The following is a 23,803-nucleotide window of genomic DNA, read 5'->3' as shown; positions in this document are numbered from 1 at the left end:
ACATCTGCGAAATTTCATGCAGAGCCAGGAATCCTCGCCAAAGCACTGTCATGCCGGGAGGACGGTCTCGCTTGCGCCCGAGGTAGCCGCCCAGCTTGGCGATCCACAGTATTGCTTCTCCCAAGGTGGGCGGCTGTTGCGGAACGCTGCTAACGGCGTGCGTCCGACAATACAAGGCTTGCCACTCGAAACGCTGCAACAACACTTCACAGGAAACATCCGCATCCAGTCGCCCCAACAGTGTGGCGTAAAGAATTCGCCAAGCGATGACGGCAAACAGGGCGGTAGCGCGGATGAAGCGCTTCACATCGCCAAACTGCCGCGCCTCAATCTGGCAACCACTCTTGAGTACTCGGTGCCATGTTTCAATCGTCCAGCGGCGCGCATACCAAGACAGACGTTCCAGTGCCTGCTCCATGGTGTGGGTCGCTACCGAAGTGAGCAACATCCATTCGATCGGGTCCTGTCCTTGCGGCGGGTCAATTTCGATGGCCCAAATCGCATATGCATCTACCTCGGCCAGCCCTTTGACCTTGCAGCTCTTCGGTTTGCGAATGCGTACCGGGGCGCAGCGTATTGCCATCTGCGCAGTGCGTTCGGCTCTCTTCCCGCGCTCAGGTATACGCAACGACGTTGTTCCCATCGGCGCAACAGACTGCATCGCTTCCCACAAGTAAGCTTCGGGGTGGTTCACTCGGCGATTCCAGGCCGCGCGCACCAACCACTCCACATCGGGACTGCGCTCTGCAACAAACACGTCGTACAGATCGCCCTCGCGATCGCACACTCCCACGATTTGCGTCCCACGACATTGGGATTTGAGCGCCGTCATGTGGTTCAAACCCTCGATCCACTTGACGCTCTCCTTCTCATCTATCGGCAACTTCTTGCGCAATGCTTTCTTACCCAACTGCGCCAGAGGCCGCACCCACGTCTTCAGTCCCAGAACACCCAAGGGCAAGCCTTCCGGCGTGAGCGCGAGCATGCTATGCATGAAGAATCCCCTCACGTGTTTGTGGGTGCAGTAGCCCAATCCCTCGGTGGCTGGCAGATGCGTCAGGTTGTATTCGGTCGTGTCTTGGATTGCCAGAATCACTGGCACTTCGCGCATGCGTGCCAGCGTCTGTCCAATGTGCGAAGTCAGGATGCCATCCGTGTCGACCTCCTCGTTGTCGAAAAAACGATAAGCGGCCTTGAGCTGGGCCTGCGACAGCGACTGCGGAAACGAACAATGCGGGCTCTTGGCCAACTGGCGTGCCAGCGCGACCAGTCGAGCGGTCCGGCGTGCGTCGCCCAAGTCGGCTGCGCCGAACTCGTCGATTGCCCAATCGTTTTCGATTTCCTGAGACAAGGGTATGCATCGCAATTATTGATGGCTAGAAAGTTAACATCGTTTTTTGTTGTTTACAACGCTTTTCTGCATACCATCGAGAACGCTATGCAAAATTTGTGGGTAATCCTCAGTCCTTCAGGGAGGGGAGGATGTCAACATCGTCAAGCCGGAGGCCTTGGGGCCTTGCAGAAGCTGGTGCAGGGGTCATAATTGCTGGTCCACGCTGCGTGTGCCACAATACACCTATGTCCAAATCCATCAAACCAATGGGTAAGAAGCAAGCGGCCAACGGCGCGCTTGTCCGCGCGCGCGGCATGCAAACTGCTCGCGCTGCTGGCCGAAACACTGCAGCGGCTGGGCCGGCCGGGGCATCGGCAAGCGCTATCGCGGCAGCAGGTAGCGCGCCCGCCTCGAAGATCAAGGTACTCGATACGCGCCGGGGCGCTGGTTTGAAAGAACTGGTCAGTAAGATCTCAAAAGCGTACGGCGTGAAAGTGGCGGCCGAACCAAAGACAGTTGCGAATCCCTATCTCATGTCGCCCGATGAGGCCGTCGCAGTGGCGCGCCGGGCCGGAATTATCACCAAAAGCGGAAAACTCGCCGGTATCTTCAAGTGATGCCCGGCCATATGGTTGTGGCCTACCACGGCTGCGATGCGACCACACGCGATGACCTCGCCAGTGGGAGGCTCCCCTACCTCACACATAGCGCCAACAAGTACGACTGGCTTGGACCAGGCGCCTACTTTTTTGAAGGCGATCTGGTACGCGCTCTGAATTTTGCGATCAGTTCCTACCAAAACCCTCTCAAGCTTTACACGAAACAACCGATCGGTACGCCCGCCGCCGTCGGCGCGGTTCTCTGCCTGCAGCGTGTGCTTGACATGACTACGCAGGCGGGCATCGAGGAATTCTCGCATGCGTGTGAGGCTGCAGAAGAGGCTTTTGACGCGACAGGGTACACGCCCGTAAATCGGCCAGCCAGCGACGACGATGTCGAGATCGTTCACCGGGCCTACGACAATGCCGTATTTACATTCCTGCACCGGGTAATTAAAGAAAACGAGGGCGTACTGTACCAGGCAGTTCGTGGCGCGTTCCTGCAGGGCGAGATGATCGGCTCGTCGGCATTCAAACGCAATACCCACATCCAGTTAGCCGTGACCGACAACAGCTGCGTGCTCGGCTGGTTCCTGCCTCCTGGTGCGCGGCAGCTGAGTACAGGCGATTACGCAGCGGCGAAAGCGAGGCAGCAAGAACAGCTGGCGATCAGGCGCGCACTGAAGCCGCGGCGAAAAGCACCTTAGAGGGACTAAACAGCCCCCCGGCTCGCGCCCCTTTTCGTCTGCTCCTCGCGCAAGGTCATATTTGCGGTGGGAGCCGTCTATGCACGCTGCTACGTACAAGTAAGGTGAGGATCGGTCGGCATCAACGTTGCACCACAACTCGTCTTGTGGCCTTCGTAAGCGACCGGAACGCCGTCGATGGTATGGGTGGCTTCGCCTTCCACGATCGTGCCGGGTCCATGAATTGGACAGGTGGCTTTGTCGCCCAGACAGGCGACCGCAACGCCACCGACGGTGAAGTGGGTCGGCGCGACTTGAACTACTTTGCCGCCGTGGCTGGTCGGGTCGTTCTGACGAATGATTTTTGGCATCGAAAAATCCAATCGAATTTAGAATCTCCTGTTACCGGTAATCGTCCGGGTTGACAGCCGGCGTGCCGCGGTGGGCGAACACATCACCGCCGCGCGGATGTTTTTGTGTTTTTCGCTTCTCCTCCGAAGGCGGACTGATCAAGACGATCGAGGCCTCGTTCTGGTCGCGCAGGTTGATGGCTGCACTGATGCCACCTTCGCGGTAGCTGCCCATGACGCCAATCGCCATTTGCAAGAACAGCGTAGCCGCACCGGTATTACCCAGGCGCTTGTCGGTATCGATGAACTGGCTGGATTTGCCGCTGTCGATCTCCGGTCCGCCGCTCGCGGCGTGGGCATTCATGGCGCCGTGCAGCGCGATCAATTGCTCGGTGTTGCCCCCGGTGGCGGCGATGATGCGCTCTGGTGCGCTCGCGCGCTGCGTTTCAGGCAGTGTCTTCAGGGCCTCTGCCCATCCCGCCTGCAGGGCCTTTTGCCGATCGTCGCGGCGAGTAAGCGGCTTGCCATGCTCGTCGACGAATCGGACGAAGGTGGGACGGTGGATGTAGCCCAACGTCGGCAGGCGGTCGAAGGTGTCCAGCTGATCCCGGTTCCAGGGAATCGGGAACCAGGGAGTCGGCTTCCAATCGGTTGGAGGGCGATGCGCAAACGGGTTGATGGCACCCAATGAGCCGACAAAGCCGGTACCCCGAATGTCGGGGCGCTGCGCGAAGGCAGCAGCCGCTTCCAGCCATTCGCTGACTAGGGGCTGCCGCTCAACACCACCGACCTCGCGACGAATGGGATCGGCACCCACTTGAGCTGGCGTACGAAGGATTTGCTTCCGGTCGGGGTGTGGGACAGCTTGTTCCAATTCACAGTACATGAATCGGAATATTTCTTGAACAAATTTGTTGTCCGGGTCGTCCCACACAAACGGCCGCACCGGATCAATCCGTTCGCGACGTGCAAGCACAAACAGCGCAGAGGCGTCGGGCATTTCCGGAATGTAGTAGCCGTCTCGCAGGAGTTCTGGGGTTTCAGGGCGGCGGTAGCTGTCGCGCGTGCCCATGCTGTCCTCCGAATTCAGAACGATATACGGCACGTCAGGATTCGCATCGAAAAAGGCAAAAACTTCCTCAAGAATGCGATCAGGGTGTTCATCAAAGCGTCGTGGCCCGACGACAAAGAGGTGCCATGCCATTCCAGAAGACACGGCGCCGCCAGCAAGCCCGGGAAGCGGGAGGTTTGGCCGGTCTGCCCACTCCGGATTAAGTATTGGTGGCTCCGCGTTGAAAACGGGCACGCCGTAGTACATTGGGGTATATTGCGCGCCGTTCTCGAGCGAGTCGCCACCACGTCCGCCCCCGACTCCTGCTTTGTCCAACGCGCTCCACGCATATGCTTGCTTGTCCTGTTCACGGATTGTCGTTTGGGAACTGCCCGACTGAAGCGCTTCCCACAGCTTGCCTTGCCGGTATTTGTCAACCGTAACGCCCAAGCCGATCACCTCGAGTACATATTCCCGTCTGGCTTTATCGCTTTCGAGGGGCTGCTGTGCCTGAGCGTGCAACTCAGCGGCCTGCGCATGTTGCGATGCCTTCATCCAGTGGGTGCCGAAAAAAATCCCGACCATTGCCGCAGGCCCTGCCACCCACCACCAAAATCGTTTGCTCATCGTTTGCTCCTGGATTGTCAGGCTTTCGGGTTCGATTACCACCATAACGAATATCGTCCACAGGGGTATCAGGACCACCAGCGCAAGCAGCGCAACCAATACATACTTCCCCAGATTCGGAGGTGTAGCGATCACAGCGCTCATGCTCCCACCTTCTTCCCACCCGTAACTTTGGGAGAAGAGGCGCGCGCCGTACGGACCCCTTGCATCGTTTCGCACACCACCAGCGAAGGAAGTACGGCCTGTAACGGCGGGATGCAGGCTGGAAGTTCACCTGTGCTGTAGTAGTGGGCGTTACCATCGATCAGGTTCTTTCGCGCCACCGTTTCGACGTCCCAGTAGGCCTTGAATTTGGAAACGAAGGCTTTCCACCGCATGATCGACTGCCGATTCGGCGCTTGGGGGTTGCTTTGCAAACGCCAGTCCGCCACGGCGCATAAATATGCATAAAAATTCGGATCGCTCGACGCTTGCCCACCGCCAATCGCTATGTCATACGCAGTCACGTTGCTGTGATTCTTTGCGCTGCCGATAATCGATCCGTGAAACGACTTCGGGCTTACTTCATGCTGCCAGCGCTTGCGGGCCTCGTCGGGACTTTCCTGCACAAGTGCCTGGACTGTGCCATCCGGATAGCGAACGACTTCCAGAATCTTGCGGCGGCCATTGGCGCCGAGGCCATCCAGGTTCTTCTCTTTGTTATAGCGCGCCTCGACCGCCTGGCATTCAGGCAGCGACAATTTTTGCGGAGTACCGGGACGGCGCACGGCGCCAGAGGGATCAGGGCAGTTTTCACGCCAGACCTTTAGTCCCGAACCGCTGGTGATCGCGATGGCGGCATCGATCGGATCGACTTCCTCACATGGACCTTGGGCGCTAACTGGCAGCTTAGCCTGGACCGAATCCTTCGGAATATTCTTCGGATCGATCTGACCAGTCCCACGCAGGTCGGCCGAAACTGAAACGCGCAGCGCTTCGCCGTTGATGGTACGGATGCCATCACGCTTGTCGTCTTCCGACTGCAGGAAATCCCATCGGCCAGGTTCGAGTGGCCATGCGGCTTCCTCATGGTTTGCGCGCTGGCCCCGGTTTGCGCTGGCGACGTGGGCGTGATCATCCTCACCTTCCGTACGTAAGGCAAAGTCATGAGGGGATTGACCAACCAACACCGGAGCCGAAGTTTTTCGGCCGGCGTCGACGCGCTTCTTGCTGGTGAACACACGCTGGAAGAAGCTGCGGCCTAGTTCCTCGAGCGGTTTGCGCGCGTGCTTCTGGGTCTGTGGCGGTGGTACAGAGTCGCCGCGCATGACGCGTTGTTCGCTCGTGTTGCTCTTCGGGAGCGCTGTTCCGCTCATGAAGTCCGGCACACCCTGCCAACCAATCCCCTTGATGTTGTCAAGCGCCACTGTCATATCTTCGGGACAGAAATATAGATACACCTTGCCGCGATTGTCTCGGTCCGCGCCGGCGCTCCATTTGGCCCCGACCATGCCGTAGTGCTTCCCATGGTCGGTCAGTGCAGCGAATGCCGGCGTGGTGTGCTTTTTCGCCGCGACGCCGTGGACAATGTTCACCAGCGTGCGCAGGCGCGCGTCGAACGTCTGGCGCGAATTGATCGCATCGTAGTGACCTTCCATTGCCGAATCGGTACCGCCGGAGAGTGTCTCAAGCAGATCGAACAGCATGGAGGTGCCCTCTTCCAGACTGTACGGCGGATGAGTAAGAATGAGCGTGTCGGCGGGACGAGCTCCCTGGTCAAGAAGGAACGCCTGAGCCAGCAGCGAAACCATGCAGCCCTGGCTGTGGGCCACGATATTGACCACTTCGTTTGGATCATAGTCCCGGATCATGGCGATCAGGGCGGCCAGGCGCTTGGCAGCAAGCACCATGTACATTCGCCCCGGAGCACTGAGGAGCGGGCGCACTGGGTCGCCACCCACATCGGCGGGTGCGGACAGGCCTCGGTTCCACATGTCGGGCAGCGTGCTGGTTGCGTTGCCAAATGGCCCGCCACCCTTCGACAAGTCTTTGTCCAGCCGGTTGCCGAAGCGGTCAGTACGCTGGCCGTTTTTGGTTCCGGCGTGAGCTTTCGTTTCCCGAAATCCCCAGTAGAAGGGAATAACGGGACTGTGCGTATTGCTGTCTGCAGCGCGTTTGAAAAACACCGCATCCGGGTCGGGCTCCACTTTGTTCTTATCCTCGGCGGTCGGCATGCGGTATTTGGCCGGCACGAAGCGTCCCTGCCTGCCGGGTTGGGTGCCATGCAACCTGACGTCAAGACCCGTGCACAAGCCTTGTTCTACCGCACAAAAGCTGGTGCCGACATCGTTCACGCCGTGGATAACAATCACATTGCACGGCAGGTTTGGTTTGACGTCTACAGTCTTGTCTGACCGTCGATCACTTTGCAGGATGCTGGTTCCCTGCCCGATAGAATATGGAATCCTCGGATAAACCATGCGGCCTCCTTTTGCGGTATCGTTACTTCGTTTCCGACAGAATCCGGACATTCGCGATATGCACCGCATCCCGTTCTAACAAATCAGTATTGCCGGCATCATCGCTGATGCCGCTGATCGTGCTGCCGTCCGTCATGTCAATTTCAAATTTCCGGTTGGGCGCGATCACCGCGTCATCGCCATGGGCGTCGTACTTGAGAACAAACTTCTGGGTGGCACCGCCTCCTTCGAAAGTCGGCAACTCTGTCTGCATCGTCGTCGGACCGCTAAAGGGAAAGTTGGCGGCCTGTTGTTTGATATCGCCCTTGGTGCCGAGCGAGATGCCGCCGCCGATCTTGATGAAGGAGCCATCCTCGGCGATAAGCTGGATTTCCTTGGCCATCACGACGACCTTGCCGTCTGTTGCAGTAACCTTGACGTTCTTGGCAGAATTGACTTCCGTGTCGTCGTGCTGGCTTTGAATAACGAACTTCCCATGATGTGCGATCGCCTTGATGCCGTCATGGTGCGCGAAGAGTGATATGCCTTTGCCTGCATTGAGGTTAAAGCGTTGGCCAGCAGTCAACTGCATGTGCTGCTGCGCCACGTTGTCAAGATTGGTACCGGCATAGCTGACGACTGCTTGGGGTGTAGCGAAACTGATCCCCTCGGGCGCGGTAACGCCAACCAGTGCCGCCCCACCGTTCTGGCCTTCGGGCGAAGTATTGCTTCCGCTTTCCCACCGCTTGAACTTCGAATGCAAATCTGCCTGCGGTTCCCCATCCAACGGTAGCGCGTGATTGTCGGCTGCATAGTTACCCAGGGTCCGGCATTGTTCGAGGCATTCTTCCATCAGGGACAGGAACTCGGCCCTGGCCAGCTGGCTGTCGGTGGCGTTCAGCCGCTGCCACGCAGTCAGTAGCATCCCCTTGGCCGCGCGCAGCGCGAGGTGTTCGTCGCTCCGCAACTCGGCGCCCTCGCCCCGTGGCTCACCTTTGCCATCGCGCCTGGGGTGCATCAGATGCCCCAGATTCAACTGGCTATGCCCGTGTTCGCTCGCCAGCTGCGCGTTGATCTGGCCAGGCGTATCGTCCAGGCGCAACTGGTTGTAACGCCGGCCCTTCACTTCGCGGCTCTTGATCCCGGAAAGGAAGCGGTTGCCTGGGAGGGTGCCGCAATGGGTGAAAGTTGGCGGTGGCGTGTTGCGACCGTGAACGCGCCCGGTAATCACAGGTTTGTCAGGGTCCCCACAAAGGAAGGTCACCAGGCATTCGTCGCCTGCGCGGGGCAATGAGATTTCGCCATACTGGTCCCCGGCCCACGAACTTGCAACGCGTATCCAAGCCGAATCCGCGTCGGTGTCAGAGGCACCGGCTCCTTGAGCATGCGTATGGTCCGCAGGACGGCATGCGGGAAAGCGAACCTTGACCCGACCGTGCTCGTCGCAGTAAACCTCCTCGTCGCTTGGCCCGACGACGATTACACTTTGCATCTCAGTACGCGGCAGATCGATGCGCGGGTCGTACGCGGAAACGATGGGGATACCCCGGCGCACGCAGGAAAACCTGTTCGTGTAGCGTACCCCGCGTTCCTTGCTTGCCTGCGCCAGTCCGCCGTCCGAGACACGCCATTTGTTGATTGAAAAAAGGCGGTTCAACCGGTCGTTTAACGACTTGGGTAGATTGTTTTCCGCATCCACCTGAAGCTCGGTCACGACAAACTCGCGTTCTTCCGGCGGATGCGTGTCGATCTCGACGTGGCCGCTCACGCCAATCCACTGGCCGACGCACAAGTCGCGCACGCTGCTCTCGGCCTCGAAGTATTTGGCTTCGTACTCATGGCGCTGCATGCGTAGCGTCGCCAGGCTAAGGTGGTCGCTGGCGTTGTCGCCGGCATGGGGGACATCGACCACGTATTCGTCCAGGCTGGCGGCGAACTGGTTCCCAAGCGCGCCCTGATGATTGCGACTGGTTTCCTCGCATTCGGTCGCCGACGACTTCATGTAGTCCCAGCTATGCCGCGTGACCCGGCCGGCTGTCAGCGAACGAAGTGCATGCCAGGCCGTGATGCTATCCCGGGTTTCGGTACCATCGTCACGATGGTAGCGCACGGTTTCGGCAGCGTTCTGTGCAAGCGCCTGAGGCATATCGAACAGAACCAGTGTATGACCCGCAGTCTCGTTGCTGCGCAAGTCGCTCGCATTGCCCGCCTGGAAGAACCAAGCGAGGCCGCGCCGCTTCCATAGTCGTCGCAGGAATGCCGCGTCCGACTCGTTGTACTGCATCGTGAATTCCCTGGGTGGATAGGATTTCAGGTGCATCAATTTAAAGTCGAAGGCTCGTGCAAGGACGGGATTATTCTGCAACCACTCGCGCAGGATGGTTTCCGTAATGTCTATTTCGCTGGCGTTGCGGAATACCCGGGTGTTGACTCGCGGCTCCATCAACGCAAGTGCATCGCGAACGACTAACTGGTAGGTTGCAAAGCCGCCGTCGCTTTCTCCTTCCGCAGCTTGGGAAACAATGCCGCAGATCGAGCGCAAGTGACCCCTGTCTGTTACCAGCTGCAATTCGACAGCGGCAGCACTGAATTGTTTCAGCGGTAGGCCGGCCGTGCTGGCCACGCAAAGCAGGTGATATTCAATACCGCCACACATTGTCTCCACGCCGTGAGCATGCTTAACCAATAGCAAATCGTCAACGGTTCCGCTTTCACCTGAAAGACGCAGGCGAAGGGGACGGTTTGCACCGGTAACACCTTTGAGTGAAGCTTGAAATTGGTCGAACGTCATGGATGAATCCCTTGGCCGTGTCACATAGGATGAGCCAAGGAATTGTTGCGTGGAAGCGAGAAGGAAAAATTGAGCCAGGTCAGTAACCGGACCCGCGGCGCGCCAGGAATTGGCGCCGGGCGCCAAGCGGGCCGTTGATGCGCGCGCAAGCTTACAACTGTAACAATTATGGGCCTCATCTGTAGAGTATAATTTTGCGCTCACAGACCATCCAACCGTCATGACGACAAGCTACCCTCTTCCAGGCAGGTTGCCGCTACGGGCGACCGCATGATTTCCCGCCATATGCTCCGCGGGCTCTGGGCCTATCGCGGATTTGTACTGGGCAGCGTCAAGCGGGAATTCCAGTCGAAATACAGCAACGCCATCCTCGGCGCGGCTTGGGCGATACTGAGCCCGCTCGCGATGATCCTGGTCTATACCGTCATCTTCGCCGAAGTCATGCGCAACAAGCTGCCCGGCAGCGACAACACCTTCGCCTACAGCATCTACCTGTGCGCGGGCATCCTGACCTGGGGCCTGTTCGCCGAGATCGTCGCGCGCGCCCAGAACATGTTCATCGAGCAGGCCAACCTGATCAAGAAGATCAGCTTCCCGCGCATCTGCCTGCCGCTGATCGTGGTGCTCAACGCCCTGCTCAACTTCGGCATCATCTTCGGCCTGTTCACCGTATTCCTCATCGCTACCGGCAATTTCCCCGGCGCGGTGTTCCTGGCCATCCTGCCGGTGCTGGCGCTGCAGGTGCTGTTCGCGATCGGGCTGGGCATGATCATCGGCGTCCTGAACGTGTTCTTCCGCGACGTCGGCCAGTTCTTCAGCATCTTCATCCAGTTCTGGTTCTGGTTCACGCCGATCGTCTACCCGGCCACGATCCTGCCGGAAGCGGTGCGCGGCCTGCTGGTGTGGAACCCGATGGCGCACATCGTCGGCGCCTACCAGACCATCCTCGTCAAGCAGGCGATGCCCGACTGGAGCAGCCTTGGCCCGGCGCTGGCGCTGGCCCTGTTCATGTGCTTCTTCGGCATGCGCCTGTTCCGCAAGCGCTCCGGTGAAATGGTGGATGAACTCTGATGGGCGCGATCTACGTCGTCAACCTGGGCAAGGCCTACAAGCAGTACCCGACGCGCTGGTCGCGCCTGGGCGAGTGGATGCTACCGTTCAAAGGCCCGCGCCACAAGCTGAAGTGGGTACTCCAGGATATCAACTTCCAGGTCGCGGCCGGCGAAGCGGTCGGCCTGATCGGCATTAACGGCGCAGGCAAGAGCACCCTGCTCAAACTCATTACCGGCACCAGCCAGCCGACCACCGGCTCTGTGCACATGACCGGCCGCGTGGCCGCGCTGCTGGAACTGGGCATGGGCTTCCATCCCGACTTCACCGGCCGCCAGAATGTCTACATGTCGGGCCAGCTGCTGGGCATGACGGTGGAGGAGATCAGCGAGCTGATGCCGCAGATCGAGGACTTCGCCGGCATCGGCGACTACATGGACCAGCCGGTGCGCGTGTACTCGAGCGGCATGCAGATGCGCGTGGCGTTCAGCGTGGCCACCGCGCGCCGCCCCGACATCCTGATCGTCGACGAGGCGCTGTCGGTCGGCGATGCCTACTTCCAGCACAAGAGCTTCGACCGCATCCGCCAGTTCCGCAAGCAGGGCACCACGCTGCTGCTGGTCTCGCACGACAAGCAGGCGATCCAGTCGGTGTGCGACCGCGCCATCCTGCTCGACGGCGGCCACCTGGCGCGCGAGGGCAAGCCGGAAGAGATCATGGACTACTACAACGCCATGATCGCCGAGCGCGAGAACGACACCGTGCGCCAGGCCGAACTCGATAACGGCAAGGTGCAGACCATTTCCGGCACCGGCGAAGCGACCGTCACCGACATCGCCCTGATCGACGAAAACGGCGAACGGGTCGAAGTGGTCGACGTGGGCGCCCCGGTCACGCTCGAAGTGACGGTGCAGGCGAAGGCGCCGATCCCGCGCATGGTGCTGGGCTACATGATCAAGGACCGCCTCGGCCAGCCGATGTACGGCACCAACACCCACCTGAAGGAACTGCCGCTGGATGGCGTCGCCCCCGGCGACAAGGTGGTCTATCGTTTTAACTTTGCGATGAACCTCGGCCCCGGTACCTACTCCGTTGCGACCGCGATCGTCAGCACCGACACCCACCTCGTCAACAACTACGAGTGGCGCGACCTCGCGCTGGTGTTCACGGTGATGAACTTGCGCCGCCCGCACTTCGAGGGCTCCGCCTGGCTCGACCCATCGATAGAAATTTCACGCCCATGACATTTATCTCCTACGCCCAGAATTTCGAGGACGTGCTGCTGTGGCGCGCGCTGGGCAACATCAAGAACGGCTTCTACATCGACGTCGGCGCCAACGACCCGGTCGACCATTCGGTCACCAAGGCCTTCTACGACGCCGGCTGGAGCGGCATCAACATCGAACCGCTGCCGTCCTTCCATGCGGAGTTCGAACGCCAGCGCCCGCGCGACACCAACCTCGCGATCGCCGCCGGCGCCGCCGACGGCAGCCTGACGCTGTACGACGTGCCGGCCGTGAACGGCTGGGCCTCGCCCGACCGCGCGGTGGCCGAAGCCCACCATGCCAAGGGCTTCGACGTGAAAGAGCTGACGGTGCCGGTGCGTACCCTGGCCGGCGTCTGCGCGGAGCACGTGCGCGGCGACATCCACTTCCTGAAGGTGGACGTGGAAGGCTTCGAAGGCGAAGTATTGAAGGGCATGGACTTCGTGCGCTGGCGCCCCTGGGTGCTGGTGATCGAGGCCACGCAGCCGGACAGCCGCGTGACGAACCACGAAACCTGGGAAGCGCTGGTCACAGGGCGCGGCTACCACTATGCGCACTTCGACGGCCTCAACCGCTACTACGTGGCGGACGAGCACCGCGAGCTGCTGGAAGTGCTGGCTATCCAGCCGAACGTGTTCGATGAATTCATCAGCCACCATCTCGACAAGGCATGGCGCAAGACCGAGCGTGCCGAATCGGACGCCGCGATGGAGCGCCACAACGCCGCGCAGGCCAATGAACAGCGCCTGGAAGCCGAGAAGCGCGCGCTGGCACACGCCAACAAGCTGGTCGAACAGATTGAAGCGACCAGGGCCGACAGCGAACGCGCGCAGCAATGGGGCCGCGAACTCGAACAGCGCCTGCTGGCGACCTTGAACAGCACATCGTGGCGCATTACCTCGCCGCTGCGCAAAGCCGGAGCCCTGCTGCGCCGCCTGCGCGAGGTGCCGGTGGGCGCAAAGGCCAGGGGCCTGACGCGCAGCGCCGTCATCGGCGTCACCGGCAACGAGCGCATGCGCCGCCTGCTGATTCCCTTGATGCTGCGCTTCCCGCGCCTGTCCGCCAAAGTGTCGCTCATGCTCAGCGCAGTCAAGCAGGCGCCGGTGTCGAACCTGGCCCCGTCCGTTGCCAACCTGTCCGATGAAGTCCGGGCCCTGCCCGTCTCGGCGCGCAATGTGCTGGCCGACCTCCAGCGCGCCCGCCGCAAAACCCAATGACGAACACCATGCGTATTGTTTTGGACCTGCAGTGCTGCCAGACCGGCAGTGCACCGGAGGCACTCGCGCTGGCGAAGGATTTCGTCGCGCGCTGCGCTCCGCACGAGGCATGGATTGCCCTGTCCCGCCGCCATCCGGCATCGATTGAAGGCCTGCGCCTTGCGTTCGACGGCCTGCTGCCGCGCGACCGCGTGCGCGTGTACGACCTGCCGCCGCTGGCCGGCGGCGCCGCCGACGACCGCGCCGCCGCGCTTATCCGCGCCAACTTCTTCGCCGCGATGGATGCCGACGTGGTCTACGTCCCGCATGGCGGCGAGCGCACGGCGCCAACGCATTCGCGCTACGCCACCGTTGCCGGCAGCGCCGACGACAAGGACGTGCTCGATGTCCTCAAGCGCATCGTCGGCGCCGGCGCGCGCGCCCTGCCGGTTGCCGCCAGGCGCCCGAAACTGGCCTACATCTCGCCGCTGCCACCGGCAAAGTCGGGCATCGCCGACTATAGCGCCGAACTGGTGCCCGAGCTGGCACACTTCTACGACATCGAGCTGGTGACCGGCCAGCCGTCGGTGGACGACGCCCGTTTGAACGGCTTGTTCCCGCTACGCGACGTGGCGTGGTTCGAGCAGCACGCGCATGAATTCGACCGCGTGCTCTACCACTTCGGCAATTCGCACGCGCACCAGCACATGTTCGAGCTGATCCGGCGCCATCCGGGCACGGTGGTGCTGCACGATTTCTTCTTCTCCGGGATCCTCGACAACCTGGAACGCGAAGGCTACCTGCCGCAGGCCTATTACAACGCGCTGTATGAATCGCACGCTTACACCGGCTTGCTGGAACACCTCAAGATCGAGCGCCACCCGTCGATCTGGAAGCACCCGCTGAACAAGGGCGTGCTGGACAATGCCAGCGGCGTGATCGTCCATTCCGACTTCTCGCGCGAACTGGCGACGCAATGGTATGGCCCGGGTTCGGCCGACGCGTGGCGCACCGTGCCGCTCCTGCGCGGCAAGCGGGACGGCCTGGCGCCGGCCGAAGCCCGCGCCACCGCCCGCGCGCGGCTGCAGGTCGCGGACGACGAATTCATGGTCTGCACCTTCGGCATGCTGGGGCGCACCAAGCTCAATGAAGAACTGCTGGATGCCTACCTCAGCTCCGCGCTGGCCGGCGACAAGCAGTGCCGCCTGGTGTTCGTGGGCGAAAACGAAGGCGGCCTGTATGGCGCGACCCTCGGCAAGAAGATCGCGGACAGCGCCGCATCGAGCCGCATCCGCATCACCGGCTTCGTCAGCGCGGCCGAATACGCCGACTACCTGGCGGCCTGCGACATCGCGGTGCAGCTTCGCACGTCGACGCGGGGTGAAACCTCGGCCGCGGTGCTCGACTGCCTGCTGTACGGCGCGCCGACCATCGTCAACGCACACGGCTCGACCGCATCGATCGGCGACGAACTGCTGATGAAGCTTCCCGACCAGTTCACCCGCGCCGAACTGGCGGCGGCACTGGCCAGCCTGTACCGCGACGCCGGCCTGCGCAAGGCGTATTCCGAGCGCGCGCAGGCACACATGCGCGAACACCATGCGCCCGCGCGCGTGGGCGCGCTGTTCGCCGAGGCGATCGAGCACTTCGCCGCGCATGCGCCGCAGCAGCATTACCGCGGCCTGGTCAACGCGCTGGCGCAGCTCGAGGGGCCGGTCGAACCGACCGGCGCCGACCTGGCCGAGATGGCCAAGGCGATCGCCTTCAACCAGCCGCCGTCGGCGCCGCGCCAGCTGCTGGTGGACGTGTCGGCGGTGGTACAGCGCGACATCAAGACCGGCATCCAGCGCGTGGTGCGCAGCGAGCTGCTGGCGCTGATCGCGGCCCCGCCGCCGGGCTACCGCATCGAGCCGGTGTTCTCCACCGGCGGCAACCGCAACTACCATTACGCGCGCCAGTTCACGCTCGGCATGATCGGAGAGAAGTCGCTGGTGATGGAAGACGCGCCGGTCGAGGTGCGCCCGGGCGACATCTTCCTCGGCCTCGACCTGTTCACCAACGGCACCTCGCAGAACGAGGAGCTGCTGCAGTCGATGCGCGACCGCGGCATGTACATTTACTTCGTCGTGTTCGACCTGCTGCCGGTGCTGCGCCCGGAGGTCTTCCCGTTCGGGACCGAACAGTACTTCGGCGACTTCCTGCGCACCGTCACGCGCGTCTCCGACGGCCTGCTGTGCATCTCGCGCGCGGTGGCCGACGAACTGATCGACTGGATCGGCAAGCAGCCGCCGCGCCGCGCCGCACCGCTGAACGTCGGCTGGTTCCACCTTGGCGCCGACATCGACGCCAGCGCGCCGAGCTTCGGCCTGCCCGACAACGCGGGGCAGGTGCTGGACGCCGTGCGCGCGCGCCCGAGCTTCCTGATGGTCGGCACGGTCGAACCGCGCAAGGGCCACGTGCAGGCGCTGGCGGCGTTCGAGCAGCTGTGGCAGGAAGGCGCCCAAGTCAACCTGGTCATCGTCGGCAAGCAGGGCTGGATGGTCGACAAGCTGGTCGAGCGCATGGCCGCGCATCCGGAAAAGAACCAGCGCCTGTTCTGGCTGCCGGGCGTGTCGACGAGATGCGCCTCAAGCTGTACGCCAATTCGGGCGGCGCTGCTGGCGCCGGTCGAAGTCGAAGGCTTCGGGCTGCCGCTGAATCGCAGGGCCCGGCGCAGACAAACATCCCTATTCGTGTCGCGGCGCAACCTAGCCGGATATTTCCGCGAGGTCGCGGGGCGAACACGCGCACTATTTCGAGTGAACGGAACGGAAGCGACCTGCGCCGCCACGCTTGGCCCGCTGGCTGGCGCTGAACGCCGGAGGCAAGGGCGCCGCAGTTCGTCCGGCATTGACGTGGCTGAAACTGGAGCGAAAGCGCACGGCAACTGCTCGATGGGGGTGAAGCCAGCAGTGGTACAGTGGTGCCGGGGGCAGCGACGACGCCGCCGTAATTGCACACTTCAGTAACGCGGCGTTTATGCCGCGGCTGCGCCGCAACGGCACCGTTTGAGCTGCTATCCTGCTCAAACACGTGACCGTTGCCGCGCAGTGCGCTACCATTGCCCAATTGCCAATCTTCTAATACCAAGAACAACATCCATGTACCCGAACGATTCCATCGCCGTCGTCATTCCGTCCTACCGCGTTACGCGCCACATCCTCGGCGTCATCGGCGGCATCGGGCCGGAAGTCACCCACGTTTTCGTGGTCGACGACTGCTGCCCCGACAAGTCGGGCGCCTTCGTGCGCGAGCACTGCAAGGACCCGCGCGTGGTCGTGCTGGAACATGAGAAGAACCAGGGCGTCGGCGGCGCCGTGATGACCGGCTACCAGGCCGCCATCGCGGCCGGCGCGGCCGTCATCGTCAAGGTCGACGGCGACGGCCAGATGGATCCGCGCCTGATCCCGAGCTTCATCGTGCCGATCCTGGCCGGCGAAGCCGACTACACAAAGGGCAACCGCTTCTACGACCTCGAGCAGCTGCGCACCATGCCGCCGCTGCGCCTGCTCGGCAACGCCGTGCTTTCCCTGATGAGCAAGGTATCGTCCGGCTACTGGGACATCTTCGACCCGACCAACGGCTTCACCGCGATCCACGCCGACGCCGCGCGCCACCTGCCTTTCGAGAAAATCAGCCGCCGCTATTTCTTCGAAACCGACATGCTGTTCCGCCTGAACACGCTGCACGCGGTGGTGGTCGACGTGCCGATGGACGCCGTGTACGGCGATGAGGTCAGCAACCTGAAGATCTCGCGCATCGTCACCGAATTCTTGGCCAAGCACTTCCGCAATTTCTTCAAGCGCGTGTTCTACAACTACTACCTGCGCAACATGTCGCTGGCATCGATCGAGCTGCCGCTGGGCGGCGCGATGCTGGCCTTCGGCACCGTCTACGGCTTGCAGGCCTGGCTGCACTCGGCGCGCCTGGGCACCACCACGCCGGCGGGCACCGTCATGACGGCCGCGCTGCCGGTGCTGATGGGCGTTCAGCTGATCCTCGCCTTCCTGGCCTACGATATCGCCTCGGTGCCGCGCCGCCCTATCCACAAGACGATCTGGTCGCGGATCAAGCATGCGTGAGCTGCTGACGCGCCAGCGCCAGTTCCTGCTTTACCTGGCGGGCGGAGTGGCCAGCGCGCTGATCGACGTCGGCCTGATGCAGTTCCTGATCTACAGCGGCGTCAATTACGTGGCCGCCACCTCGGCCGGCTTCGTCGCCGGCCTGCTGTTCAACTACGGCTACCACGCCACCGTCACCTTCACCGCGCCGCCGTCCGGCCGCAGCCTTGGGCGCTACCTCACGGTGGTGGCCTTCAACTACGGCTTCACGCTGGCCTGCGTGGCGCTGTCGGTGCACGTGCTGGGCGTGGCGGTCGTCGGCAAGCTGGTGTCGCTGCCGCTGGTGGCGATCAATGGCTTCATCCTCGGTAAACACTGGATCTTCAAACAGCATGGAACACGATAAATCCCAGCTTGCGCCCGTGCCGCCGCTGGTGGTGGACCTCGACGGCACGCTGATCCACTCCGACCTGCTGTGGGAAGCGCTGGTGCTGTTCATCCGCACCCGCTTCCTGCACTTGTGGCGCCTGCCGCTCTGGCTATTCAAGGGCAAGGCCGGCTTCAAACGCGAGCTGGCGGCCGCCGTCTGCCCCAACCCGGCCACCCTGCCCTACGACCGCACCCTGCTCGCGCTGCTGGCGGAGGAACGCAAGACCGGGCGCCTGCTGGTGCTGGCGACCGGTTCCGAACGCAGCTTCGCCGAGCGGATCGCAGCGCACCTCGACCTGTTCGACCATGTCCACGCGACCGATGCGGGCATCAACCTCACTTCGCACAACAAGGCGTGCCATCTGGTCGACACCTACGGCGACAAGGGCTTCGATTACATCGGCAATGCCGGCGCCGACCGCGCCGTGTGGCTGCGCAGCCGCAATGCGTTCTCGGTGACCGCGCGCCCGTTCCGCCTCGATGACGGCCGCGCCACCGAGCAGATGGGCGCCGTGCGCGCCGGCTGGGGCATGGCGCTGCTGAAGGCGATGCGTCCGCGCCAGTGGCTCAAGAACCTGCTGGTGTTCCTGCCTATGCTGGCGGGCCACGCAATCAACGCCGATACGGCGCTGCAGTCGCTGCTGGCGTTCGTGGCGTTTTCGCTGTGCGCGTCCAGCGCCTACCTGCTGAACGACGCGCTCGACGCCGGCGACGACCGCATCCACCCGACCAAGCGCAAACGGCCGATCGCGGCCGGCACGCTGCCGCTGCCGGTGGCGATGTTCGCCAGTCCGCTGCTGGCCGCCTGCGCGCTGGCGCTGTGCGCCGCCTTCAACCCGCTGCTGCTGGCGGCCGTGGGCCTCTACTTCGCGGCCACGCTGTGCTACTCGCTCTACCTCAAGCGCCTGCTGGTGATCGACATCGTCACGCTGGCCATCCTGTACAGCATGCGCATCCTGGGCGGCGCCGCGGCCACCGGCATCGAACCGTCGTTCTGGCTGCTGGCGTTCTCGTTCTTCATTTTCCTCAGCCTGGCGCTGCTCAAGCGCCATAGCGAACTGTTCAACCTGCACCGCCGCGGTAAGGAAAAAGCCGCGGGGCGCGCCTACACCACCGCCGACAAGGGCCCGATCGGCGTCATGGGCGTCAACAGCGCCTTCATGTCGGTGCTGATCTTCATCCTGTATTTCCAGTCGCAGAACGTGCAGATGCTGTATCCGCATCCTGCCTGGCTGGCCGGCATCGTGCCGCTGCTGGCGTTCTGGCTGGGCCGACTGTGGACGCTGTCGTACCGCGGCCAGGTCAATGAAGACCCGGTGCTTTACGTCAGCCGCGATCCGGTGAGCCTGGTGGTGGTGGCGCTGTGTGTGGCACTGGCCGCGCTGGCCTCGCTGTAAGCCTTTACGAAAGAACCTGCAATGACCCCAGCCATGACCGGCTACCTGTGGTGCGCGCTGGCCGCGCTGGCCAGCGCGATGGCCACCTACCTGATCAAGCTCGCCAACCAGAACGCCGCCGACTGGAACCTGGTGCGCATCGCCTTCCTGGGCGGCGCCGGCGCCACCTACGCGCTGGGTTTCGTGTGCTATTCGGTGGCGCTGCAAAAGCTCGACATGAGCCTGGCCTATCCGGTCATGACCGGCATCGCGATGGCGATGGTGGCGGCGATCGGCTTCGCCGCGCTGGACGAGCCGCTCACCATCAGCAAGGTCACCGGCATGGCGCTGATCGCGCTGGGCGCTTTCGCGCTGTCGCGCTAATCCTGGCGGGTGCCGATCTCCAGGCTGGTCAGCGCGATGCCGATCAGGCGGTGGTCGGTGCCGTAGCCAAGATCCTTTGGCGCCACCGGCTTCGGAATCTCGATAGTGACCGACTGTTCGGCGCCGCTGGTCTCGAACTGGAACAAGCGGTCCTGCGGAACCCCGATCAGGCGGAACGGACGTCGCTGGCCTCCCACCACCATCACGAATTCCTGGTCCGCGGTCGGCGGGAAGGCGTTCGCCCTGAGCAGGACATTGAGCGTCTTCGGCAAAGGCTGGGCGAAGCGCAGGCGCACCTCCTTGCCTTCCGACCAGGCGCCCCAGTGTTCGGGTTTGGCCACGCCTTCGAAGCCCGCCAGCACGCCACCGTCCAGCGGCTTCGCGAACGCGACTTTCGCCAGCGGCTTGTGGTCGACCTTGACCTTCACCAGCGCGAAGTCGGCGGTCTTGATCTCGGGACGGATGTCGTCCGGCAGCTTGTGGTCGCCGACGACCAGCACCCAGTCCTGGCCCGGCGCCAGGTCCTCGCGCGCAAACGGAGCGCCGGGACGCAGGTCGTGGATCGCGGCCGCGGGATTGTCGATGTAGAACAGCGCGCGGGTCAGGCCGGCGCGGCTGTCGCCTGCCACCGTCAGCTTGCTGGTCTGCTCGCGGGTGAGGTGTTTGCTCGCGGCCATGCCGGCGTTGTCATAGGCGCCCGCAGTGCGCGAGTGCTCCTGGATGCGCCGCACCTGCGAATCGGTCTTGTAGGTCATCAGCGGAATGACGAGGAAGACGAACAGCAGCACGCCGGCGCGCATCTTCAATGTCCACACCACCAGCACCAGCAGCACCAGCTCCTTCCACAGCTTGAACAGCGCAGGCGATTTCTCCAGCACCCCCAGCTCGGGTGTGTCGACAAAGCCGATGATGTACTCGGCCGGCACCACGCGCCCGGCGAACAGGAACAGCACCGCCATCGGCAGCGCCACGAGGAGGCGGCGCCGGAAGGACGGCGTTCCGGGCGCCAGCAGCGGCGCCGCGGCCACGATCAGCAGCAGGGGGAACACGAAATCGTAGTAGCGCTGGTGCAGGCGCACGCCCTCTTCCGGCCCGGCCGAAGCGATGGTGGCGGTGAACATCACCGTCATCGCGCCGGCGGCGCACAGCATCAGCACGGCGAACATCTGCAACGACCTTTGGTACGGCGTGGAATCGGCTCGCGCGCGCGCATCGGCCACGTGCAGCAGCAGGGTCGCCAGCGGCAAGGGCATCAGGATGACCAGTGCCAGGAGGTGGCCCTTCAGGCTCACCATCGCGGCAGGCAGGATGCGGAGCAGCGCGTCGAAACTCGTTGTACTGTTGGTGGCGTGGGTCCCGTAGAAGTTACCGAGGAAGTTCAGGCCCGCCGTGCCTGCGAACAGGTAGCCGAGCGCCATTTTCACGCCCACCATCGCCGCGCAGGCCGCCGCTGCCATCAGCAGGGCCCTGCGAAGCCATCCATCGTGGCGGTACCGGGTCACGCACAGGTACCCGATGAAGGCAATATGCGCAGGCAGCAGGAACAGCGCATGCACCTTGACCGCGCTCATCACGCCAAGCAGCGCGCCGGTCGCCAGCCCGTACTGCAGCGGCTTCGCGTGCGGGAAGTTAAGCGCAGTCCAGGCGAACACGAAGAACGACAGGAAGTACATCGTCTCGGGCATGAAGTAGGCGACGTAGGAGCTGATCGGCGCCAGGATGCTCGCCAGCGCCAGCACGATGGACACAGGCTTGCTGCACACCTTGCGCGCGACCATGTAGATGAAGGGCGCGGCTGCCGCCATCATCAGCACGTTCAGCCCGCGCGCGCAGTCCAGGAAGCCTGCCCCGCATGCGTTCGTGGTGCGGAACAACCCGAGGAAGAGCCAGGAAGGCAGGATCGATTTCTCGAACGGCTGCAGGCGCGCGGCGCTGCTGTACAGCCATTCGTCGGCGAACACCATCGGGTACAGGCCCGTCATGCGTCCCGACAGGTAGACCGCAAACAGGATCAGCGCCACCGGCAGCACCAGCTGCCGGGCAAACGTCGTGGATTTTGTCAGCCCTGGGTGCGGCCTGCTATTTGTCATGCGTGCTCCTTCAATCGAGCGTGGATTCTATACCAACGGGCAATATATGCGCTCGAAATACCCACCCTGTATGGCTATGCACAAATGCTATGAAGTACACTTTCATATTTGAAACTTTGTTAAGAACTTAATGAATTTATTTTCCCGCGCCTGGCACTTTCCCCTGACGCTGGCGCTGCTGCTGGCCGCGCTGTTCGTGACGGCGCCGCCGGAGATGCAAGGCGACCTGGCCGAATATGCGGTGACGACCGTCGCGATTGCGACGCACGGCAGCGCGGATATCCGGCTGGAGGACATCGCGCGGGCGCGCGAGCTGGTTCCGGTACTGAAGGAGCCTTACGCCCTGCTGGAGGCGGGCATGCGCCAGGGCAGCGATCAGTTGTATGCGGCGTTCACGCGCGGCCGCGAAGCCAAGGTATATGCGATCCACTTCTGGGGCTACCCCGCGCTCGCCGCCGGCCCGTTCAAGCTGCTCGATGCGCTGGGACAGGACCCGTTCAAGGCCTTCCAGGCAGTGAACCTGGCGGCCGTTTTCATTCTCGGCCTGGCGCTGAACCGCCTGTTCCGCTCCGCGCCCAAGGCCCTGCTGGGCGTCGGCCTGTTCATGCTGTGCGGCGGCGCGCTGTACATGAACTGGAGCAGCCCGGAATGCCTGAGCGCCGCCGCGCTGCTGGCCGGCCTCGCCTTCTACGCCAGCGGCGCCCCGCTCGCAGGGGCCATGCTGGCCGGCCTGGCGGGACAGCAGAATCCGACCATCCTGTTCTTCTTCGGCTTCGCCCCGCTGCTGCACCTGATCCTCGACTACGACGCGCGCCGCAGCTTCGGCGCCAACCTGGCACACGTGCTGCAGCGGCGCTACGTGCTCGGGCTTGCGGCCGGCATGGCGGTGTTCGCGCTGCCGCCGCTGTTCAACCTGTACCAGTTCGGCGTGCCGAACATCATCGCCAAGCTGTTCTCCGATCCGTCCATGATTGGCCGGGCGCGCCTGCATTCCTTCTTCTTCGACCTGAGCCAGGGAATGATCCTTGGAATTCCCGGTCTGGTGCTGGCGCTTGCGTTGTGGGGCTGGCGCAAGCATCCGGCCGGCGCGGCGCGCGAGTTGCTGGTGCTGGGGTGGGCCGTGGCGTTCATGCTGGCGCTGGCGGTGCCCGCGCTGGCCGTCCTGAACTGGAACTCTGGCGCCGCCGGCGTGATGCGCTACGCGTTCTGGGCTGCGATGCCGCTGCTGTTCGTGCTGTTCCTGCGACTGTCGCGCAGCGCGCAATGGCCGGCGTGGCTGATGCTGGCAGTGGTGATGATCCAATCCAGCGCGATGCTGAGCGCGGCCAGCTACCTGTATGTCGAATTCAGCCCGCTCGCGAAGTGGGTGATGACGAATGCACCGCGCCTGTACCATCCCGAGCCGGAGATTTTTGCCGAGCGCCTGGGCCGCAACGACGACTACATCCAGAACGACAAGATCTACGTGCGTGCAGTTAACGGCGTCGTGGTTCAAACGCTGTACAACTCGGCGCGCCCCGATGCGGAACGGCGCCTGTGCGGCGCCGAAGGGACGCTCACCGCAGCCAACCACGTTACCGCAAGCGCGCGCCTGTGGCGCTATATCGACGGCCCGGTAACGTGCACCGCGAACGGGACGCAGCAGCAGCAGACCTGGCAGTACGAACAGTTTGCGGCCAGGGCCGGCGTGACGCTCGCTTCCGGCTGGGGGAACCCTGAGAACGGCGGCGGCGCGTGGAACGGCGTGTGGTCGCACGGCGCACGCTCGCGCGTGACCGTCAAGTTGGCGGGTGGCGCAAGGCCGTCGACGCTGCTGATCGTCGGCCACTACTTCGACGGCAACGCACGCACGCGGATACGTATCGATGGCGCAGATTTCGGCTGGCACGTACTGACGCAGGACTTGCGGCTCCCGCTTCCCGCAGGGACGAAGGGCAAGGTCGAGATCGCGCTCGAACACGAGGCGCCACGCAAGCCCGATCCCGCAGATCCGCGCGAAATGGCATTCTTCCTTCGCGAAATAACACTGCGCTGATCT

General features: G+C 62.9%; 17 protein-coding genes. 11 read left to right on the top strand and 6 right to left on the bottom strand.

Annotation, left to right across the window (positions count from 1 at the left end; translation table 11 throughout):
- Nucleotides 1–1,351 (bottom strand): IS4 family transposase (locus D3872_RS12575; protein WP_119811087.1); only part of this gene is annotated, 1,351 nt, incomplete at its 3' end.
- A 227-nt stretch (nt 1,352–1,578) separates the two neighbouring features.
- Between D3872_RS12575 and D3872_RS12570 the strand changes: the two genes are divergently transcribed.
- Both D3872_RS12570 and D3872_RS12565 read left to right on the top strand, forming a co-directional pair.
- Complete coding sequence (locus D3872_RS12570; protein ID WP_147373870.1) at nt 1,579–1,950, top strand: hypothetical protein; 372 nt, start codon at nt 1,579–1,581, stop codon at nt 1,948–1,950.
- Nucleotides 1,951–1,961: 11 nt separating this feature from the next.
- Complete coding sequence (locus tag D3872_RS12565) at nt 1,962–2,639, top strand: hypothetical protein (protein ID WP_229459295.1); 678 nt, start codon at nt 1,962–1,964, stop codon at nt 2,637–2,639.
- An 89-nt stretch (nt 2,640–2,728) separates the two neighbouring features.
- Here D3872_RS12565 and D3872_RS12560 read toward each other — a convergent pair whose 3' ends face one another.
- The 4 genes from D3872_RS12560 to D3872_RS12545 are packed head-to-tail and all read right to left on the bottom strand — an operon-like array spanning nt 2,729 to nt 9,875.
- The gene (locus D3872_RS12560) at nt 2,729–2,989 is read right to left on the bottom strand and encodes a PAAR domain-containing protein (protein ID WP_119811084.1); all 261 of its coding nucleotides are present in this window, start codon (nt 2,987–2,989) and stop codon (nt 2,729–2,731) included.
- 31 nt (nt 2,990–3,020) lie between these two features.
- Entirely contained in the window at nt 3,021–4,790 is a 1,770-nt protein-coding gene (locus D3872_RS12555; RefSeq protein WP_119811083.1) for a type VI lipase adapter Tla3 domain-containing protein, read from the bottom strand.
- Entirely contained in the window at nt 4,787–7,105 is a 2,319-nt protein-coding gene (locus tag D3872_RS12550; RefSeq protein ID WP_182915792.1) for a T6SS effector phospholipase Tle3 domain-containing protein, read from the bottom strand. Before D3872_RS12550 ends, D3872_RS12555 begins: the two co-directional genes overlap by 4 nt.
- A gap of 22 nt (nt 7,106–7,127) precedes the next feature.
- On the bottom strand, nt 7,128–9,875 hold the full coding sequence (locus tag D3872_RS12545) for a type VI secretion system Vgr family protein (protein ID WP_119811081.1): 2,748 nt from the start codon (nt 9,873–9,875) through the stop codon (nt 7,128–7,130).
- Between the two features lie 270 nt (nt 9,876–10,145).
- Here D3872_RS12545 and D3872_RS12540 point away from each other — a divergent pair, with 270 nt between their 5' ends.
- The 8 genes from D3872_RS12540 to D3872_RS12505 all read left to right on the top strand — a co-directional run bounded on the left by D3872_RS12540 (nt 10,146) and on the right by D3872_RS12505 (nt 19,675).
- Nucleotides 10,146–10,946, top strand: coding sequence for an ABC transporter permease (locus D3872_RS12540; RefSeq protein ID WP_119811080.1), 801 nt, complete (start codon nt 10,146–10,148; stop codon nt 10,944–10,946).
- Nucleotides 10,946–12,169, top strand: coding sequence for an ABC transporter ATP-binding protein (locus D3872_RS12535; protein ID WP_119811079.1), 1,224 nt, complete (start codon nt 10,946–10,948; stop codon nt 12,167–12,169). Before D3872_RS12540 ends, D3872_RS12535 begins: the two co-directional genes overlap by 1 nt.
- Nucleotides 12,166–13,407: an FkbM family methyltransferase gene (locus D3872_RS12530; protein ID WP_119811078.1), complete on the top strand. Its 1,242-nt coding sequence runs from the start codon at nt 12,166–12,168 to the stop codon at nt 13,405–13,407. Before D3872_RS12535 ends, D3872_RS12530 begins: the two co-directional genes overlap by 4 nt.
- 8 nt (nt 13,408–13,415) lie before the next feature.
- Nucleotides 13,416–16,394 (top strand): glycosyltransferase, encoded by a 2,979-nt coding sequence (locus tag D3872_RS12525; RefSeq protein ID WP_229459294.1) that lies wholly within the window; start codon nt 13,416–13,418, stop codon nt 16,392–16,394.
- A gap of 132 nt (nt 16,395–16,526) precedes the next feature.
- On the top strand, nt 16,527–17,507 hold the full coding sequence (locus tag D3872_RS12520) for a glycosyltransferase family 2 protein (protein ID WP_119811077.1): 981 nt from the start codon (nt 16,527–16,529) through the stop codon (nt 17,505–17,507).
- Nucleotides 17,500–17,892: a GtrA family protein gene (locus D3872_RS12515; RefSeq protein WP_119811076.1), complete on the top strand. Its 393-nt coding sequence runs from the start codon at nt 17,500–17,502 to the stop codon at nt 17,890–17,892. The genes D3872_RS12520 and D3872_RS12515 overlap by 8 nt, the downstream gene beginning before the upstream one ends.
- On the top strand, nt 17,879–19,312 hold the full coding sequence (locus D3872_RS12510; RefSeq protein WP_182915791.1) for a UbiA family prenyltransferase: 1,434 nt from the start codon (nt 17,879–17,881) through the stop codon (nt 19,310–19,312). The genes D3872_RS12515 and D3872_RS12510 overlap by 14 nt, the downstream gene beginning before the upstream one ends.
- A gap of 21 nt (nt 19,313–19,333) precedes the next feature.
- Nucleotides 19,334–19,675: a DMT family transporter gene (locus D3872_RS12505; protein ID WP_119811074.1), complete on the top strand. Its 342-nt coding sequence runs from the start codon at nt 19,334–19,336 to the stop codon at nt 19,673–19,675.
- Here D3872_RS12505 and D3872_RS12500 read toward each other — a convergent pair.
- A complete protein-coding gene (locus D3872_RS12500) occupies nt 19,672–21,765 on the bottom strand; it encodes a DUF7024 domain-containing protein (protein WP_147373869.1) in 2,094 nt (697 codons plus the stop codon). The two genes, D3872_RS12505 and D3872_RS12500, sit on opposite strands and share 4 nt — an antisense overlap.
- A 130-nt stretch (nt 21,766–21,895) precedes the next feature.
- On the opposite strand from D3872_RS12500, the gene D3872_RS12495 reads away from it, so the two are divergent.
- Nucleotides 21,896–23,800, top strand: coding sequence for a hypothetical protein (locus tag D3872_RS12495; protein ID WP_119811072.1), 1,905 nt, complete (start codon nt 21,896–21,898; stop codon nt 23,798–23,800).
- Nucleotides 23,801–23,803: the final 3 nt, after the last annotated feature.

The sequence above is a fragment of the Massilia cavernae genome (assembly GCF_003590855.1).
GTDB lineage: Bacteria > Pseudomonadota > Gammaproteobacteria > Burkholderiales > Burkholderiaceae_D > Telluria_A > Telluria_A cavernae.
This window is presented reverse-complemented; position numbering and strand designations above follow the sequence as displayed.